General features: G+C 66.9%; 13 protein-coding genes, 1 other RNA gene and 2 pseudogenes. 6 read left to right on the forward strand and 10 right to left on the reverse strand.

From position 1 onward, the window contains the following. Nucleotides 1-103: 103 nt before the first annotated feature. The 3 genes from K3U93_RS14715 to K3U93_RS14725 form a co-directional block, all read right to left on the reverse strand. Nucleotides 104-1,669 (reverse strand): alpha/beta hydrolase, encoded by a 1,566-nt coding sequence (locus K3U93_RS14715; protein ID WP_139797083.1) that lies wholly within the window; start codon nucleotides 1,667-1,669, stop codon nucleotides 104-106. A gap of 141 nt (nucleotides 1,670-1,810) precedes the next feature. Continuing rightward, nucleotides 1,811-3,367 carry an alpha/beta hydrolase gene (locus K3U93_RS14720; protein ID WP_071511789.1) on the reverse strand — a complete coding sequence of 519 codons (1,557 nt, stop codon included), beginning with the start codon at nucleotides 3,365-3,367 and terminating at the stop codon, nucleotides 1,811-1,813. A 56-nt stretch (nucleotides 3,368-3,423) separates the two neighbouring features. Continuing rightward, nucleotides 3,424-4,815 carry a WS/DGAT/MGAT family O-acyltransferase gene (locus K3U93_RS14725; protein ID WP_071511788.1) on the reverse strand — a complete coding sequence of 464 codons (1,392 nt, stop codon included), beginning with the start codon at nucleotides 4,813-4,815 and terminating at the stop codon, nucleotides 3,424-3,426. Nucleotides 4,816-4,948: 133 nt separating this feature from the next. Between K3U93_RS14725 and panB the strand changes: the two genes are divergently transcribed. Further along, nucleotides 4,949-5,794 (forward strand): 3-methyl-2-oxobutanoate hydroxymethyltransferase, encoded by an 846-nt coding sequence (gene panB / locus K3U93_RS14730; RefSeq protein WP_071511803.1) that lies wholly within the window; start codon nucleotides 4,949-4,951, stop codon nucleotides 5,792-5,794. 136 nt (nucleotides 5,795-5,930) lie between these two features. Then, the gene (locus K3U93_RS14735) at nucleotides 5,931-7,439 is read left to right on the forward strand and encodes a CYTH and CHAD domain-containing protein (RefSeq protein WP_083011314.1); all 1,509 of its coding nucleotides are present in this window, start codon (nucleotides 5,931-5,933) and stop codon (nucleotides 7,437-7,439) included. Nucleotides 7,440-7,567: 128 nt separating this feature from the next. Here the strand turns inward: K3U93_RS14735 and rnpB are convergent. Continuing rightward, nucleotides 7,568-7,982: RNase P RNA component class A (rnpB, locus tag K3U93_RS14740), an RNA gene on the reverse strand. A gap of 119 nt (nucleotides 7,983-8,101) precedes the next feature. Between rnpB and K3U93_RS14745 the strand changes: the two are divergent. From K3U93_RS14745 to K3U93_RS25495, 3 genes and pseudogenes are all read left to right on the forward strand, one after another. Further along, nucleotides 8,102-9,279, forward strand: a pseudogene (locus K3U93_RS14745) (cytochrome P450). Then, on the forward strand, nucleotides 9,276-9,470 hold the full coding sequence (locus K3U93_RS14750) for a ferredoxin (RefSeq protein WP_071511786.1): 195 nt from the start codon (nucleotides 9,276-9,278) through the stop codon (nucleotides 9,468-9,470). The pseudogene K3U93_RS14745 and the gene K3U93_RS14750 overlap by 4 nt, the downstream one beginning before the upstream one ends. Before the next feature lie 399 nt (nucleotides 9,471-9,869). Beyond that, nucleotides 9,870-10,001: pseudogene (locus K3U93_RS25495) on the forward strand (cytochrome P450); the annotation flags it as partial. Between the two features lie 112 nt (nucleotides 10,002-10,113). Here the strand turns inward: K3U93_RS25495 and K3U93_RS14755 are convergent. Then, nucleotides 10,114-10,566, reverse strand: coding sequence for a MarR family winged helix-turn-helix transcriptional regulator (locus tag K3U93_RS14755; RefSeq protein WP_071511785.1), 453 nt, complete (start codon nucleotides 10,564-10,566; stop codon nucleotides 10,114-10,116). Nucleotides 10,567-10,629: 63 nt separating this feature from the next. Here K3U93_RS14755 and K3U93_RS14760 point away from each other — a divergent pair, with 63 nt between their 5' ends. After that, complete coding sequence (locus K3U93_RS14760) at nucleotides 10,630-10,998, forward strand: VOC family protein (protein ID WP_071511784.1); 369 nt, start codon at nucleotides 10,630-10,632, stop codon at nucleotides 10,996-10,998. A gap of 375 nt (nucleotides 10,999-11,373) precedes the next feature. On the opposite strand, the gene K3U93_RS25260 is transcribed toward K3U93_RS14760, so the two are convergent. The 5 genes from K3U93_RS25260 to K3U93_RS14785 all read right to left on the reverse strand — a co-directional run bounded on the left by K3U93_RS25260 (nucleotide 11,374) and on the right by K3U93_RS14785 (nucleotide 17,619). Then, nucleotides 11,374-13,317: a PGRS repeat-containing protein gene (locus K3U93_RS25260; RefSeq protein WP_071511783.1), complete on the reverse strand. Its 1,944-nt coding sequence runs from the start codon at nucleotides 13,315-13,317 to the stop codon at nucleotides 11,374-11,376. Between the two features lie 177 nt (nucleotides 13,318-13,494). After that, entirely contained in the window at nucleotides 13,495-14,694 is a 1,200-nt protein-coding gene (locus tag K3U93_RS14770; protein WP_071511782.1) for a hypothetical protein, read from the reverse strand. A gap of 469 nt (nucleotides 14,695-15,163) precedes the next feature. Beyond that, complete coding sequence (locus tag K3U93_RS14775) at nucleotides 15,164-15,745, reverse strand: TetR-like C-terminal domain-containing protein (RefSeq protein ID WP_071511781.1); 582 nt, start codon at nucleotides 15,743-15,745, stop codon at nucleotides 15,164-15,166. A gap of 27 nt (nucleotides 15,746-15,772) precedes the next feature. Further along, entirely contained in the window at nucleotides 15,773-16,885 is a 1,113-nt protein-coding gene (locus K3U93_RS14780) for a bifunctional RNase H/acid phosphatase (RefSeq protein ID WP_083011313.1), read from the reverse strand. Next, a complete protein-coding gene (locus K3U93_RS14785; RefSeq protein WP_071511779.1) occupies nucleotides 16,882-17,619 on the reverse strand; it encodes a zinc ribbon domain-containing protein in 738 nt (245 codons plus the stop codon). Before K3U93_RS14785 ends, K3U93_RS14780 begins: the two co-directional genes overlap by 4 nt.

Here is a 17,619-nt window from a genome sequence, read left to right on the forward strand (position 1 = left end):
CAGGTAAACGACGTGCGGTGCGCCGGTTATCCAACGCTTGGCAAATCAACGAAATTGGGCCTGGTCACATATCGGGTCACGTATCGGATAGTCGACGCCCTTCTCAACGCTGGCAGCGTAACGACGCCGGCGGCAGCGCCCCCGCGACGAAGTAGCGCACCACCGCGGTATCCACGCACTGGTCACCGTTGAACACCGCGGTGTGCTGGGTTCCGTCGTAGGTGATCAGCGGAGCGCCCAGCTGGCGGGCCAGGTTGACGCCGGCCTGATACGGGGTGGCCGGGTCGTGCGTCGTGGAGACGACGACGGCCTTGCCCGACGGGACGGGCGGGGCGGCGTGTGGTTTCAACGTCGCGGGCACCGGCCACAGCGCGCACAGATCGCGGGGGGCATCACCGGTGAACTGCCCGTAGCTCAGGAACGGAGCAACCTGGCGGATCCGTTGATCGGCGGAGATCCACGTCGCCGAATCCTTCGGCGTCGGCCCGTCGACACAGCGGATGGCGTTGAACGCGTCCTGGTCGTTGCTGTAGTGCCCGCTTTGGTCGCGGCCTTCGTAATCGTCGGCAAGCAACAGCAAGTCGCTGGCGTCGGTGCCGCGCTGCAGCCCGAGCAGACCGCTGGTCAAATACTTCCAGTGCGCCGGGGTGTAAAGCGCGTTGATGGTGCCGGTGGTCGCGTCGGCGTAGCTCAGGCCGCGCGGATCCGCCGTGCGGGCCGGCTTTGCGACCAGCGGGTCGACCAGGGCGTGGTAGCGGTTGACGAATTGGGCCGGGTTGGTGCCCAACGGGCAGGCCGCCGACCGGGCGCAGTCTTTGGCGTAGTCGTTGAAAGCCGTTTGGAATCCGGCCATTTGATTGATGTTTTCCTCGACCGGATTCATGGTCGGGTCGATGGCGCCGTCGAGCACCATGGTCCGCACGTGATTGCTGAACCCCTCGAGGTAGGCGGTGCCCAACTCGGTGCCATAGCTGTAGCCGAGGTAGCTGATCTGATCCTCGCCCAGCGCCTGACGGACCATGTCCATATCGCGTGCGGCGGATGCGGTGCCGACGTTGGCCAAGAACCCGGTCCCCATCCGATCAACGCATTGCTGGGTCAACTGCCGGTAGAGCTGCTCGATGTGCGCCACGCCAGCCGGGCTGTAATCGACCATCGGTTCGCGTCGGAAGGCGTCGAATTGGGCGTCGGTGCGGCACCGCAGCTGCGGGGTCGAATGGCCCACTCCGCGCGGGTCAAAACCCACCAGGTCGAAGTTGCGGCCGATCTCGGTGTCGCCCAGGTCGGATGCCAGGCCGGCCACCATGTCCACCGCGGACGCCCCGGGACCGCCCGGGTTGACCAACAGCGATCCGATCCGCCGGCCGGTCGCGGGCACCCGGATCACGGCCAGCTTGGCTTGGGCGCCACCCGGATTGGCGTAGTCGACCGGGACCGACACGGTGGTGCACTGGGCGGTGGGGACGTCGCTGGTGTCGCTCAGGAGTTGGCTGCAGCCGCCCCAATTCTGCGGCCGCACCGCAGCATTCGGCGGAGCCGGGCTCGGGGTCTGCCCGGCACCGGGTTCCGGAGTTGCGCCGGCCACCGGCAGCGCCGATTGCCCCGCAAGCAGCAGCCCAAACGACAGCAGCGCCGAGCTCAATGGTCTCAGGCGCGACATGGCTGTCATCGTTGCAGCCTCGAATACCCGTGGCGGCTCGAAAAGGTCACGCCTTGATCTCGTATCGGCCGTCGCCGAACGCTCCTACGCCGAGCAGACGCAGAATCGCCTCGCGAAGCTACTTCGCGTGCGATTCTGCGTCTGCTCGCCCTAGCACTTGGCGCCGCTCGGCGGTGTGGTGCCGCCGATCAGATACGCCGTCACGTAGTCGTCGATGCAGCTGCTGCCCTGGAAGACCACCGTGTGCTGGGTCCCGTCGAAGGTAAGCAGCGAACCGCGGAGCTGATTCGCCAGATCGACCCCGGCCTTGTAGGGAGTCGCCGGATCGTGAGTGGTCGACACCACCACCGTCGGCGCCAGGCCGGGCGCCGAGATGGCGTGCGGCTTGGTCGTCGGCGGCACCGGCCAAAACGCGCAGGTGCCCAACGGCGCGTCACCGGTGAACTGCCCATAGCTCATGAAGGGGGCGATCTCGCGTGAGCGGCGATCTTCGTCAATGACCTTGGCGCGGTCGGTAATTGGCGGCTGGTCGACGCAATTGATCGCCACCCGCGCGTCGGTGGCGTTGGTGTAATGGCCGTGCGGGTCGCGGCGCATGTACATGTCGGCCAGGGCGAGCAGGGTGTCTCCGTGGTGGTCGACCAGTTCGGTCAGGCCGTCGGTTAGGTGGTGCCATAGGGTCGGTGAGTACAGCGCCATGATGGTGCCCACGATGGCGTCGCTGTAACTCAATCCGCGCGGATCCTTTGTGCGCGCGGGCCTGCCGATCATCAGATTGTTCGGGTCGACCAGCGGATCGACCAGGCTGTGGTAGACGGCGACGGCTTTGGCCGGGTCGGTGCCCAGCGGGCAGGTCGGTTGCTTCGCGCAGTCCGTGGCGTAGTCGTTGAACGCGTCCTGAAATCCCTTGGCCTGACGCAGGTCTGCCTCGATCTGATCGGCATTGGGGTCGACGGCGCCATCGAGGATCATCGCCCGCACCTTCGTGGGGTAGGCCTCCGCGTAGGCGGAGCCGATTCGGGTGCCATACGAGTAGCCGAGGTAGGTCAGCTTGTCGTCGCCCAGCGCCGCGCGGATGGCGTCCAGGTCCCGGGCGACGTTGACCGTCCCCACGTTCGCCAGGAAGTTCTTGCCCATCTTGTCGACGCAGCGGTCGACGAACTCCTTGGTCTCGTCCTCGATGTGGGCCACGCCCGCCGGACTGTAGTCGACGTTCGGCTCGGTGCGCAGCCGGTCGTTGTCGGCGTCGGAATTGCACCAGATCGCCGGCCGCGACGACGCCACCCCGCGGGGGTCGAAGCCGACCAGGTCGAACCGTTCGCGGATGCGCTTGGGCAGCGTCTGGACGACGCCCAACGCGGCCTCGATGCCGGACTCGCCGGGGCCGCCGGGGTTGATCACCAGCGAGCCGATCTTGTCGCCCGTGGCGGGGAAGCGAATCATTGCCAGCACCGCCACGTCGCCGTCGAGGTGGTCGTAGTCGACCGGCACGGCCAGCCTGCCGCACAGTGCGCCGCTGGGGACCTTCACCTGCGGGTTGGACGAGCGGCACGGTGTCCACTCCACCGCCTGGCCCAGCTTGGGCCCGCGCATGACGGCGCGCCCGTCGACAACGCGCAGGCAGCCCGCGACCAGCAGCGCCACGGCAGCGATCGCCGTCCAGATCAGCAGCGTGCGCGCGATCTTGTCGCGGCGAGACAGACCCATGCCACCATATGCTGCCAGAGGAAGGCTGAGATTCTGATGAGCGCCACCACCGGCCGCTACCCGGCGGCCGCGAGCAGTTCCTCCATCGCCACCGCGAAGTCGTCGGCCATCGGCCACAGGTCCGGCAGTAAGTCCGGGCACGAAATCAGGCCGACGTCCAGGTTGCCGCTCAGCGACATCACGGTGATGTTGAGGCCCGAACCATGAAAGATCGGCCCCAACGGATACATCGCCTTGACCTCGCAGCCCAGCAAGTACAGCGGATCCTGTGGACCCGGGACGTTGGAAACCACCAAGTTGTGCACCGGCATGTTCTGGGTCAACCGGCTTCGGGCGTACAGCCGCATCGCGACGCCGAAAACCGCCGGCGCGGCGAACTGCGACCAGTCCTGCAGCAGAGAGGCGCCGATGGCCGAACTATGTTGTTTGGCAACAGAATTCGCGGCGGCGATGGCTTTCAGACGCGCCACCGGATCGGCGATCCGGGTGTGCAGGCTGGAAAACATGGCCGAAACCTGGTTGCGGCCCGGGCGATCGGACTTGCCGCGCACCGAGACCGGCACCGATGCCACCAGCGACGCGTCGGGCAACGCGTCGCGTTCGGCCAGGTACTGACGAAGCACCCCGGATACCAGAGCCATCACCACGTCGTTGACCTTGACGCCGAAGTGGTTCTTCACGTCCTTGACGTCCTCGAGATCCAGTTGGGCGTAGGCGATGTTGCGACGACCGCTGATGCTGGCGTTGAACGCGGTCCGCGGCGCGGTGAACGGGCGCGCCATCGCCTGGCCGTCGCGGGTCTTCCGCAGCGTCGCAACCACCGAGGACATGGTTTGGGGCACCACGTTGGCCAGCTGCAGTGGCCGGGTGGCGAACCGGAACAGCCCGCCGGTCGCGATCTGCCACCCGCTGCCGCCGCCGACGCCGTCCACCGGATCCGGTGCGGGCGGGTCGGCTTCGGTGGCGCACAGCTGCGACATCAGGTTGGCGCCGGTCACCCCGTCCACCCCGCAGTGGTGGACCTTGATCATCACCGCCAGCCGCCCGTCGTGGTGGCAATCGGTGCCCGCCACCCCCTCGATGACCCACATCTCCCACAGGGGCCGTCGCCGGTCCAACGGCAGCGACGCGATGTGGCCGCAGATTTCCGATAGTTCGGTCCGTCCGCCCGGCGGCGGCAATCCAATGCGGTGCAGGTGGCGATCGACGTCGAAGTTCTCGTCATCCACCCACACCGGGTGATCGAGGTTCAGTGGGCTGTTGGCGAGCTTCTCGCGGAACTGTGGCATCGCTTTCAGGCGCAGCGACAACGCCTCGCGCAGCCGGTCGAAGGCATAGCCGCCGGGCACCGTCGACGTGTCCAACTCGATGATCGAGCAAACATGCATGGGCTGCGAGGGCGTTTCCAGGTACAGGAAACTGGCGTCGAGCCCGCTGAGCCGCTGCATGCGCAGAATGGTATGTCTCACACTGCTCGGGCGGTGCGGCCGCGCAAAAGAGATGGCAGAATATCTCCCGTCAGACGAACCCGGGGACCCTAGCGGGCCACGAGGATCGACCCGACCACTCCTGAGGACAATGATGTCTGAACAGAACCTTTACGGTGCAAACCCTTCTGGGCACACCAAGCCGCTGACAAAGATTCGCACGCACCACCTGCAGAAGATGAAGGCCGAGGGCCACAAGTGGGCCATGCTCACGGCCTACGACTATTCGACCGCCCGCATTTTCGACGAGGCCGGCATCCCGGTGCTGCTGGTCGGTGACTCGGCGGCCAACGTCGTCTACGGCTACGACACCACGGTGCCCGTCTCGATCGACGAGCTGATTCCGCTGGTGCGCGGGGTGGCGCGGGGGGCTCAGCACGCCCTGGTCGTCGCCGACCTGCCGTTCGGCAGCTACGAGGCGGGCCCGGCCGCCGCGCTGGCCGCCGCCACCCGGTTCATGAAGGAGGGCGGCGCGCACGCCGTCAAGCTCGAGGGCGGCGAGCGGGTGGCCGAACAGATCGCCTGCCTGACCGCGGCCGGCATCCCGGTGATGGCGCATATCGGCTTCACACCGCAAAGCGTCAACGGCCTCGGCGGTTTCCGCGTGCAGGGCCGCGGCGACGCCGCGGAACAGACCATCGCGGACGCGATCGCCGTCGCCGAAGCCGGCGCGTTTTCCGTCGTCATGGAGATGGTGCCCGCCGACTTGGCCACCCAGATCACCGGCAAGCTCACCATTCCGACCATCGGGATCGGGGCCGGCCCGAACTGCGACGCGCAGGTCCTCGTCTGGCAGGACATGGCCGGTTTGAGCGGCGGCAAGCCCGCCCGCTTCGTCAAGCGGTTCGCCGACATTGGTGACGAATTACGCCGGGCGGCAACGCAATACGCGCAAGAGGTGGCCGAAGGGGTCTTCCCCGCCGACGAGCACTGCTTCTAGAGTTCTCCCGGCACCAGCCTCGCACACTGGCGATCGCCGCTGGGCGCTTAACCGTGGTGTGGCAGTCTATGGGGACCCATCCACGACCGTCGACGACCGTCTAAGACCGCGGCGACGCGCCCTCACGGAGCCGGAAATGCCAAGACCCTCTCGCCATCTGGAAGTGGAGCGCAAGTTCGACGTCGTCGAGTCCACGGTGGCACCGTCCTTCGAAGGCATCGCCGCGGTTGCTCGCGTCGAGAAGACGCCGACCCAATCGCTGGACGCGACGTACTTCGACACGCCGACGCAGGACCTGGCACGCAACAAGATCACCCTGCGGCGGCGCACCGGTGGCCCGGACGCGGGTTGGCACCTGAAGTTGCCGGCCGGACCCGACGCCCGCACCGAGATCCGCGCTCCGCTGGACGCATCCGGCGCCGGCCACGACACCGTGCCGGCCGAGTTGCTGGATGTCGTGCTGGCGATTGTCCGCGACCGCCCGCTGCAACCGGTCGCGCGCATCGCCACCGAACGCGAAGCCCAGGTGCTGTACGGCGTCGAGGGTCAAGCGCTCGCGGAGTTCAGCAACGACCACGTCACCGCGTGGGCGACCGGGGGCTCCGACGCATCCCCCGCCGAACAGGAATGGCGCGAGTGGGAACTCGAGCTCATCCCGACGAACGGGGCCGTCGACACCGACTTGTTGAGCCGGTTGAGCAATCGACTGCTCGACGCCGGCGCCGCGCCCGCCGGCCACGCCTCCAAGCTGGCGCGGGTGCTCGGTGCCACCGCGCGGCCCAACGGGACGCGGCTGCCGGCGGACCCGGTGCATCGCGCGGTGGGAGAGCAGGTCGACGAGCTGCTGGTGTGGGATCGGGCCGTTCGCGCCGACGCCGACGATGCCGTGCACCAAATGCGGGTAACCATCCGGAAGATCCGCAGCCTGCTGGCCGACGCCCAGGATTCGTTCGGGCCGTCCGACAACGCGTGGATCCTCGACGAGCTGCGGGAGCTGGCCAATGTGCTGGGCACGGCCCGTGACGCCGAGGTGCTCGCCGAGCGTTACCAGCTGGCCCTGGACGGGCTGCCGCCGCAGCTGGTGCGTGGGCGCGTCCGGGAACGCCTCGTCGAGGGTGCCCGACGCCGCTACCAGACCGGGCTGCGGCGGTCCTTGATCGCGATGCGGTCGCAGCGATACTTTCGGCTGCTCGACGCCCTCGACGCGGTGGTGGCCGAAACCCCTGCCACTGTTTCGGGCGAGGATCGGGCGCCGGTGACCGTCGATGCCGCCTATAAGAAGGTCCGCAAGTCCGCGAAGGCCGCCGCGCGGGTGGAACCGGGGGCCGAGCACGAACGCGACCTGGCGCTACACCGAATCCGCAAGCGCGCCAAGCGGCTTCGCTACACCGCGGCGGCGATCGGCGCGGCGCGGGTGTCCGAGCAGGCGAAGGTCATCCAGACGCTGCTCGGCGATCACCACGACAGCGTGGTCAGCCGGGAACACCTCAGCCATCAGGCCGAGGTCGCGCACAACGCCGGCGAGGACACCTTCACCTACGGTCTGCTGTACCAGCAGGAGGCCGACTTGGCCGAGAGGTGCCGTCAGCAGCTCGACGACGCGCTGCGCAAACTCGCCAAGTCGGTGCGCAAGGCCGGGCATTAGCCCGGCATTAGCCCGACATTAGCCCGGTCCTCCTCGAGACTGGGGCGCCTTCCCCTCGCGAGACTGTAACTACCGACGCGTTTCGCGAGAGACGACGTCGCCAGTTACAGTTTCGCGGACGGCGAGGGCGGGCGAGTTGGCCTGTAAGCCGGATTCTGTTCCCCGCCGCCGCGGCATAAGCAACGGCGGCGCGGCGGCGACCATCCATCTGGACACACCGTCGCCGGGTGCCTCAAGCGGCCTACCCGCAGGCTCGGGCGAGCAACCCTCGAGCGCCTGCGCGGCCGCACTTTCGTGCGGCCTTCTTGGCCTTGCTTCGGGTGGGGTTTGCCGAGCCATTCCGGTCACCCGGAATGCTGGTGCGCTCTTACCGCACCGTTTCACCCTTACCACCGCGAAGGTGGCGGTTTGTTTTCTGTGGCACTTTCCCGCGAGTCACCTCGGATTGCCGTTAGCAATCACCCTGCTCTGTGAAGTCCGGACTTTCCTCGACTCGGCACCGGCCTCTCGACCGGCGCGAGCCGCGGCCGCCCGGCCAACTCGTCCGCACGAACACGGTACTCGCTGCGTCATCTCCTGGCCAGCGGCGCGACGGGTGCCCAGCTATTGCGCAATCTATTCAATCATTGCGTAAATACGGGCGTTGGTGCCACGCTGACCGCATGACAGAAACCGAACGGTTCGTCGATCAGGCGATGATGGGCCTGGCGGAGCCGCAACCGATGTACAAGGCGCTACGCGAATCCAGCCCGGTGTTCCGGTCGCCGCAGGCGGTGGTTCTCAGCCGTCTCGCCGACATCGAGATGGCCCTCAAGCGCACCGAATTGTTCTCGTCGAACATGGATGCCGTCGACCTGGGCAACGTGCGGCCACTGATTCCACTGCAGGTCGATCCTCCCGAGCACGCGAAGTACCGCCGCATCCTCGACCCGCTGTTCACCCCGCGCGAGATGGCGCGGCGCGAACCGCGCGTCGCCGAGCTGGTGAACGAGATGATCGACCGCTTCGCCGATCGGGGCGAATGCGACTTCCACGCCGAGTTCGCCGTGCCCCTCCCGTGCACCGTCTTCCTGCAATTACTCGGCCTGCCGCTGGAGGATCTGGAGAAGTTTCTGCTCTGGAAGGATGGGGTGATCCGCCCGGAGGGCGCCATCGGCTACGACGGCCGCCACGAGGCGTCGGCGGTAGTGGCGCAACAGATTTACGACTACTTCGAGCGCGCCATCGACGACCACATCGCCAGCCCCGCGACGACGTGCTGTCCGCGATGATCGCGGCCGACGTTGCGGGCCAACCGTTATCGCGCGAGGAGCTGCTCGACATCTGCTTCCTGTTCCTCATCGCCGGGCTGGACACGGTGACCGACTCCCTCGACTGCTTCTTTGTGTACCTGGCACGCCATCCCGATCACCGTCGTCAACTCGTCGAGCAGCCCGACGTCCTGCCGAGCGCCGTCGAGGAATTGTTGCGCTGGGAGACGCCGGTGCCCGGCGTGGTTCGGGTCGCCATGCAAGACGTCGAGGTGGCCGGATGTCCCATCAGCAAGGGCGAGCGGATCAGCCCGTTGCTCGGCGCCGCCAACACCGACCCGGCCGAATTCCCCGACCCGGAACTCGTGGACTTCACCCGCAACCCGAACCGGCACCGCGCGTTCGGCGGCGGTCCGCACCGCTGCCTCGGATCCCATTTGGCCCGCATGGAGCTGCGGGTGGCGCTGCGCGAATTCCACCGTCGCATACCGGATTACGAGATCAAGCCCGGCGCCCAGCTGACCTACACCGCGGCGCTGCGGTCCGTGGAATCGCTGCCTTTGGTATTCACACCGTTCCCAGTGTCATGACCCGGGTCTCGGTCGACGACGACCGCTGCACTGGCCACGGCCGCTGCTACACCTTGGCCCCCGACGTCTTCGACGCCGACGAAGTGGGTCACTGTGTCGTGCTCGTCGCGGAGGTCTCGGGTGAGCTCGAGGCGCAGGCTGCCGCGGGCGCGCAGAACTGTCCCGAGCAGGCAATCACGCTGTCGCGCTGAGTGTTTGAGCGAAGCGGACCACGCTGTGAACGGTTGCGCTGCACGTCGTCGTTATGGCTCGACTTTGTGTCGACTGCATTGGCAGCGGTCGAAGACTGACGACAGCCTTCGGAGGCCGCCGCCCGCGGTGGCGAACCATTAGACACGCTCCTGGACATCGTGATCGCGGACGAGCTGCGTACCGCCGCTGACTGACGATGACGCAGCCGAGTTGCGGGACGGGCAAGAACGCGCAAACGCGGCGCCGGGTGATGCGGGAAACCACCTAGGGCTAGCGAGCCACCACAGTTGTCAAACATTCACGGTTCATGACTGCGGAACCCCGTCGCCGAGATCAACGCCCAGCACGTTGGCGATCTTCGCGTTGGTGCCGCTAATCCTGCCCACCAGCGACGAGACCACCTGACCCGCATGGAGCTACAGGTCGCGCTGTACGAATTCCACTGTTGCATACCGGATTACGAGATCAAGCCCAGCACCAAGCTGACCCACACCGCGGCGCCGCGGTCCGTGGAATCGCTGCCTTTAGTGGCTCATCGCAGAAGCGGGTGTATTCGGGGTCTGTCGATTTCCGAGATCACCGGCATGGCTTTTGGCGCGTGGCTGAACTCTTCTCCGGGTGAGACGTGCGCCGGGGAGCGAGCTATGCACCGTCGTTGCCCTCGCGCAGGGAATGAATCATGCTCTGCAGGGTCCGGAACACGTCTGACTGCTCGGTCTCGGTTATGCCGGCCAGCATTCTGACCTCGACGGACCGGACCGCCGCCGACGCCTTCTTAAGGCTCCGTCGGCCGCGAGGCGTGAGCCGCGTGGGAAGAACCTTCCCGACGGGTGCCTGCGCAGGCCTGGTCACGTAGCCCTCTCGTTCCAGGGCCTGGAGCAGCACGTTCATCGACTGCCGTGTCACGAACGCGCCCCGCGCGAGCTCGGAGTTCGACAAGCCCGGTCGTTGAGCCAGCAGCTCGAGGCAGGAGTAGTGCGTCACGCTCATCCCGAGCGGCCGCAGCACCTCTTCCATGGCGGCGCGGAGGGCGCTCGACGCCTCTTTCAGCAGGTAGCCCAGTGACGTCTCCAGGTCGATACCGACTTGACTCATGTCAGTATTCTGACATAGGTTGACCTGTGTCAGAAAGCTGACACGAAAAGAAGGAGCATCATCATGCCCGCCACCGGCCCCGACTTCATCTCGCTCCAAGCGCGCGACCTCGACGCTTCGCGGGCGTTCTACGAGCAGTACCTCGGCCTCGTCCGCTCGCAGGCCGGACCTCCGCACGCCGTCGTCTTCGAGACGAAGCCGATCGCGTTCGCACTCCGCGACGTCGTTCCCGGCACCGATCTCGCATCCGTCGCTCAGCCCGGCATCGGTGCCGCGATCTGGCTCCACGCCACCGACGTCCAGGCCATCCACGATGCTCTCGTCGCCGACGGTCACACCATCGTCTCCGCACCGATCGACGGCCCCTTCGGCCGGACATTCACGTTCGCCGACCCCGACGGCTACCAGGTCACTCTCCACGACCGCGCCTGATAGACCAAACGGGCCCTTCATGAATGGCGGCGTATTTGGGGTCTGAATCCGCCGGTCTCCAGTAGCCAGCCGGGCTTTCTGCTTGTCGGTGAGCGGGCGCGCAGGACTGCCCCGAGCAGGCAATCACGTTGTCGCGCTGAAGCTTCAGGTGGCGGCGACGGGGTTCGGGCATTCACCCGCCGGCACCGAACGACCGTTTCCCAATGGGTTCGCCGGACGCTGCGCGAAGTGTCGGAGCTCGAACTCTGGCTGTCGAATGTAGCAACCATGGGCCAAGATACGCCCTTCAAGCCTCTCAACTCGTCGCTCACCGAGAAGCCGAACGGTCTACAACCCCGCAGCTCGCATGCGGGGTTGTAGACCGAGCTGGTGGTATCAGCCGGCTAGCCCCGCAGGGCCCACGGCCCCGGTCGCGCCTTGAGCGCCCGCCGCGCCGGCCTCGCCGGGATTGCCGGCCACGCCGGGCAGCCACTTGGGGGCGTCAGGGCCTGGTTCGAAGGGCGCCCCGCCCGCGCCGGCCGCGCCGCCGGCTCCACCGCTGCCGCCGACACCGCCCGCGCCCCCGGCGCCGCCGCCTCCGGCATTGCCGCCAATACCAACGAACCCGCCGCTGCCACCGACACCGCCCGTGCCGCCCATGCCACCGGTGCCACCGGTCCCGCCGACACCACCGGTACCGCCGTCACCGCCGGTACCACTAGGCATGTTGGCGTTCTCCGAGCCACCGCCGACGCCACCGGTGCCCCCGGCGCCGCCCGCGCCGCCCGCCGCGCCGGTGCCCCCGGTCCCGCCGACACCGCCTGTGCCGCCGACACCGCCGTTACCGAGCAGTATCCCGCCCTGGCCGCCGTTGCCGCCGAAGCCGCCCATACCGCCCGTGCCGGCATTGTCGGCGCCGGCGCCGCCCGTACCGCCAGTGCCGCCATTGCCGGCCAGGGTTCCGCCCAGTCCCTCGCCCCCGGTGCCGCCGATACCGCCCGCAGCCCCTGTGCCGCCCGTGCCGCCGGTCCCACCGACACCACCGATGGATTGGGGGGAGTCGGGCCAGCCGCCGCCTTGACCGACGCCCCCGGTACCACCGTTGCCGCCTGGCGCGCCGGCGCCGCCGGTCCCACCGGTGCCACCGGTCCCACCGGTAGTAGGCCAGCCGCCGCCAGACCCGCCTGTGCCGCCGTTGCCGCCCGGTGCGCCGACGCCGCCGGCGCCTCCATTGCCGCCGTTGCCGCCGTTGATCTGCGTGCCGGGGACGCTGGTGCCAGTGCCGCCATTACCCCCGGGCTGCCCGGCGGTGCCGTTGGCGCCGGCTCCCCCGTTGAAGTGCAATATGGTTCCGTCGGTTCCGTTGCCGGCGGGCGACGAGGTGACGTTTTCACCAGGGTTAACGCCGACGGCCCCCTGGGCGCCTTGACCGCCCATGCCGCCGGCGCCACCGTTACCGAAGAACCCGGCGCTGCCGCCGGTCCCTCCAGTTCCGCCGGCAACGTTCACGCTGGTCGACATGCCCCCGGCACCGCCGGGGCCACCGTTACCGAACAGCCATCCGCCGGCGCCGCCAGTGCCACCGTTGGCGCCATCGATCCCGGCCCCGCCTATCCCGCCGTTGCCGATCAAGCCGGCCGCGCCGCCGTTGCCACCGTCAACGCCGCCGCCGCCATCACCGAACAGCCAGCCGCCCGGCGTGCCGTCAATGCTGGTGTTGCTTCCAGTTAACCCATTGACGCCATTGCCGATCAGGTCGCGGCCAGTCAAAGTCACAAATGGCGCGTTAATGATGTGATCGACAGGTTGGCCGATCGGACTGTTGATCCAGGCTTCGCCGGTGTTGTGGATCGGCCCGTAGATGAGATCTTGGAAGACAGTAACAATGAAGTTTTGCCAGTCGGGAGACAATCCTCCACCCACCACGGAACTGCCCGTATTACCAATATCGGCGGCTGCGCTACTGAGGTTATCCACGTTGGCGGCGGCTGCGATCGCGACACTATTCAAATCCAGGCCATGCGCACCTAGAGTTACCAGGTCGAGACCAGACGCGCCGACGTTACCCAGATCCAGTCCGGACACACCGAAATGGCCCACATCCAGACCGATCGTGCCTATGTTGCCGAGATCTAGGCTCGACGCGCCGACGTGGCCTAGGTCCATGCCCATCGTCCCGATGTCGGCTCCGATGACACCAAGATTCAGTCCGGTCAGACCCAAATCGCTGCCGGCCGCAGTCCCCGCCTCGATTCCGTGACTGATGCCATTGATGACTGGCTCGACGATCAAATCAAGCACGTCGGCGTGAGCCGACGCCGCGTCCGCCACCGGGACCATCCCGGCAGCCAGAAATGCGCCAGCAGCGGTGCGTAGCCCCGCTGTCCGTCCACGACGGCGCCGCTTGGCTTTGCGCGAACGGCTATTTGCTTTGCTGTCATGACGACCGGCCATTTGTCTATACGCCTTTCTTATACGGGGACTTCAGAATCGGAATCAATGTCAACGGAATGCGACTCACAGCAGACCGGTCAGCAAGTGGATAAGCATGGCCGCCAGGTTGGGCGCCAATTGAGTAGCCAGCATGGAGCCAAGCCCCGCGACAGCGCTCGGATCGAACAGGTTGTCGGCCGCCGCGGCGAGCGCGCCCGGATCCGGCACGTTGCCGAGATCCGCAACGGATGTGCTCAGACCCCCAAGTGACGTGAGCGAAGCGGCCGCGGTGCTTGAGGTCGATCCGCCGATCGACGCTGCAATGGCCTGCGGCAAGCTGACCATAAGGCTGTAAATCGGTCCGCCGATTTCACCAAGCTGGCTACTTGTCAGGCCACTGAGCAGACCGGTTTCCGGCAACAGCGCGCCCGTTCCTGGGAGGTTGAGCGGGATTCCGCCGTTGAGGAATGCATTCAGCGCTTCGGCGGGCGCGTTTAACAGGGCTCCGAGCGCCGCCGAGTAGTCGCCGGTGTCGAGCGCATCGAGGAATGCTTGAGAGCTATTGCCCAGCGCCGCAGTCGGATCGAAGAGGATTGGGATGGCGCCATAGCCGAGCGGAATCAGCAGGTTGCTGTTCACCGTGTCAACCGCGTTGTAGAAGTTGTCGGCCATGTCGACCGCGATGTTGCCCAGCGAAGCCAGCGGCAGTGCTTGGTAGAGCAGGTCGTAGATGGCGCCGTTGACCGCGGTAACGGCGTCTGCGGGCATGCCTGATGTGACGTCGTTCAAGGCGACGGTCAGCGCGGCGGGCAGCGTCGTCTGGAACCACTCGCCGGCAGCCTGGCCAAACGTCTGAAACGCCGAGCCGGCCGTGGCGGCATAGCCTGCCTGATTAATAAGTACCTGGTGCAAGACCGGCAGTGGATCAGCGACCACCCCGTTGGCGAGCGCTTGGAGATTCGCGAACGAGTTCGTGAAGAGCTCTACCCACGGATTGCTCGCCGCGTCGCCCACGGTTAGCCCAGCCAACAATGAGGTCGGGCTGAAGGCCTCGGCGGCAAGTCCGGCCGGTAAATCGGTCGCGCCGATACCATTTCCCAGACTCGCGATATCGCTCTCCGCGCCAGAGAACAGATCAGTGATGCTGCTCTCGACGCCGGCGAGCTGGACTCCCGGAAGGTGAACCTCGGGCAGATTTTGAGGGACCGGCGCGGCGATGATGCTGGCGCTGGCCAGGGCCACACCGGCGGTGACGTAGGGGTGGGCTGCGAGGTCCACGACCATCTCCTTTGATCGGTTGTCCAAATCGGATGGTCAGAAAGTAGCTGAGAACAACCTGAGTTTCGGGTGAGTTACAGCGATACCGTTCAAGTCCGTCCCGCAAACCTTGCCTATCGCAAACTATTCGAATTAAAGTAACCAATGCTCGAAGAGATTTTTAAAAGCCTGGAGTTACCCCCCCCCCCGAATTTTAGTTCAGACCGCAACTACCCTCTAGCGATGCCTGGCATATGTTTGCCATACCCTCGTGGCACAGCCAGCAAACCCATCGATATAACCCCCCCTACAGGACTCCATCACCAGGCCGATGCGCGCGCGAAGGCAGCTCCCCCGCGAACAACACGTCACGCGCGCCCATCGGTGCCGCGGCCCCCGGTCGTCGATTTACGACCCGGCCATGGTCTCGGTCATGGGCCGCACCCTGCTCGAACTCGAGAGAGTCGAGCGTCAGGCCAACCGGGACCCGCTGCCGCTATCTACGGGCGAGCGCATGCCATGCCATGTCGGCGATGGCCACGCAGTAGTCGTCGTCGACGTCGGCGTCGGAGTAAAGAGCACGAATGTTGAGCGGCGCCAACACGATCTGCACAGCGGCCAGTGTGTTCACGCCCTCGCGCAATTCGCCACGCTCCCTGGCCCGATCCACGACCGCGCGCACGACAGCGAAACGCGCCCGCCAGAACTTCATTCGAGTATCTTCGTCGTGATGCCCACGACGGTCCATGACCAACGCCCGCAGGAAAGTTCGGCCTTCCTCGGTATTGATCCGGTCGGCCACATTCCGGGCCAACGCCCGGAGGTCTCCGCGCAGCGACCCGGTGTCCGTTGCGGCACTCAAGGTTTCAACATCGGCGAGGGCCGCATCGACGATGAGTCGTTGCCGATCGCCCCAGTACCGATAGATCATGGCCGCGTCGAGGCGGTGGCGCTCCGCCAAGGCCTCGACGCTGAATCGCTCGACACCCCAGCGGGCCAACTCGTCGAGCACTGCCGCCATCACCGACGCCCGGATGTCCGCGGGGACAGGTTCGTTGGGTGGTTGAGGCGGCTTCATCTGTGTTTCCTTGCCACTTGGGGCCGCCTAGAGATAGCCCGTCTGGTTCACCAGCCGCACCGAAGACGCTCCGTCGGAATAGAACTCGGCGATGCTCAACGACGCCAGGTCCAGGTGCAGCCGGTATAGAATGCCCGGCCCGGCGTCCAACGCCAGCCGCAGCAGCATCTTGATCGGCGTCACGTGCGATACCACCAGCACCGTCGCGCCTTGGTGTGCGGCGACGATTCGTTGGCGCACCCGCAGCACCCGGTCGAGCACATCATCGAAGCATTCACCGCCCGGTGGCGTGGTGCCGGTGTCGCGCAGCCAGCGCCGATGCAGCTCCGGATCACGCTGGGCCGCCTCGCCGAACGTCAGGCCTTCCCACGCCCCGAAGTCGGTCTCGATCAGATCGTCGTCGACGCTCACGTCCAGGCCCAACGCCTTGGCGGCCGTGGCCGCGGTGTCGTAGGCCCGTTGCAGGGGCGAGGAGAAGACCGCGGCGATCCCGCCGCGTTGCGCCAGGTACCGCGCCGCGGCCCCCGCCTGCTGCCGCCCCACGTCGGTCAGCGCCGGGTTGCCGCGCCCGGAATAGCGGCGCTGCGCCGACAACTCGGTCTGTCCGTGCCGCAGCAACAGCAACCTGGTCGGCGTCCCACGCGCACCGGTCCATCCGGGCGCCGAGGATTGGGCCGCAACGGTTTTCGGGGACTCTGTCGCCGGTGGCGCGGAATTCTCGGCGGGGTCGTCGGCCCGGTCCGCGGCGTCCATCGCCTCGTTGGCCAACCGGTCCGCGTGCGAGTTGCGAGCCCGCGGAATCCACGCATAGCTGATCCGGTCGAACCGCGCCGCCAGCTTCCGGGCCTGGGCGTGCAGCTCGATCAGGCCGGGGTGCTTGACCTTCCATCGCCCGGACATCTGCTCCACCAACAACTTGGAATCCAAGAAAACCGTGGCCTCGGTGGCGCCCAGTTTCAGAGCGTCGTCTAAACCGGCTATCAGACCACGGTATTCGGCGACGTTGTTGGTCGCCACGCCGATGTCCTGCTTGGCCTCGGCCAGCACGGTCGAGCGGTCCGCGGTGCGCACCACCGCGCCGTATCCCGCCGGTCCGGGGTTGCCGCGCGACCCGCCGTCGGCCTCGATGACGACTTTCACTGCTCGAATCCCTTGACCCGCAACAGGATCGCGCCGCACTCCGGGCATCGCACCAGGTCGTCCTCGGGGGCGGCCGAGATGCGGGACAGTTCGCCGCGGCCGATCTCGATCCGGCAAGCACCGCACCGATGCCCCAGCAGTGGCCCGGCGCCCGGTCCTCCCCCAGCGCGCTGTCGTTCGTAAAGGGCGGACAGCGCGGGGTCCAGTGCGGCGGTCAGCGCCTCGCGCCGCGACGAATGCTCCTGGCGGGCCTGGTCGATTTCGGCGAGCGCGGCATCGAGGGCCTGCCGGGCGCTGTCCAGCTCGGACTGCAGCGCCTCGAGCGCCCGCTGCTCGGCGTCCAGCCGGCCCTGCAGCTCCTCGCGGCGCTCCATCACATCCAGCAGGGAGTCTTCCAGGCTGGCTTGACGGCGAAGCAGCGTCTCCAGCTCGTGCTGGAGGTCCGAGAGCTGCTTGGCGTCCGTCGCACCCGACTTGAGCAACGATCGGTCGCGGTCTTCGCGTTGCCGCACCGCCTCGATCTCCGACTCGAATCGCGATACTTGAACGTCTAAGTCTTCCAGCGCAATTCGAACCGCGGCCAGCCGGTCACCGGCGGCGGTGTGCTCGGCCTGCATCCGCTCGTAGGCCTCTTGCTGTGGCAGGTGGGCGGCCCGGTGTGCGATGCGGGACAGCTCGGCATCCAGTTTCGACAACTCGAGCAGCGAACGTTGCTGCGCTACTTCGGCTTTCAT

It is taken from the genome of Mycobacterium malmoense, from assembly GCF_019645855.1.
Taxonomy (GTDB): domain Bacteria; phylum Actinomycetota; class Actinomycetes; order Mycobacteriales; family Mycobacteriaceae; genus Mycobacterium; species Mycobacterium malmoense.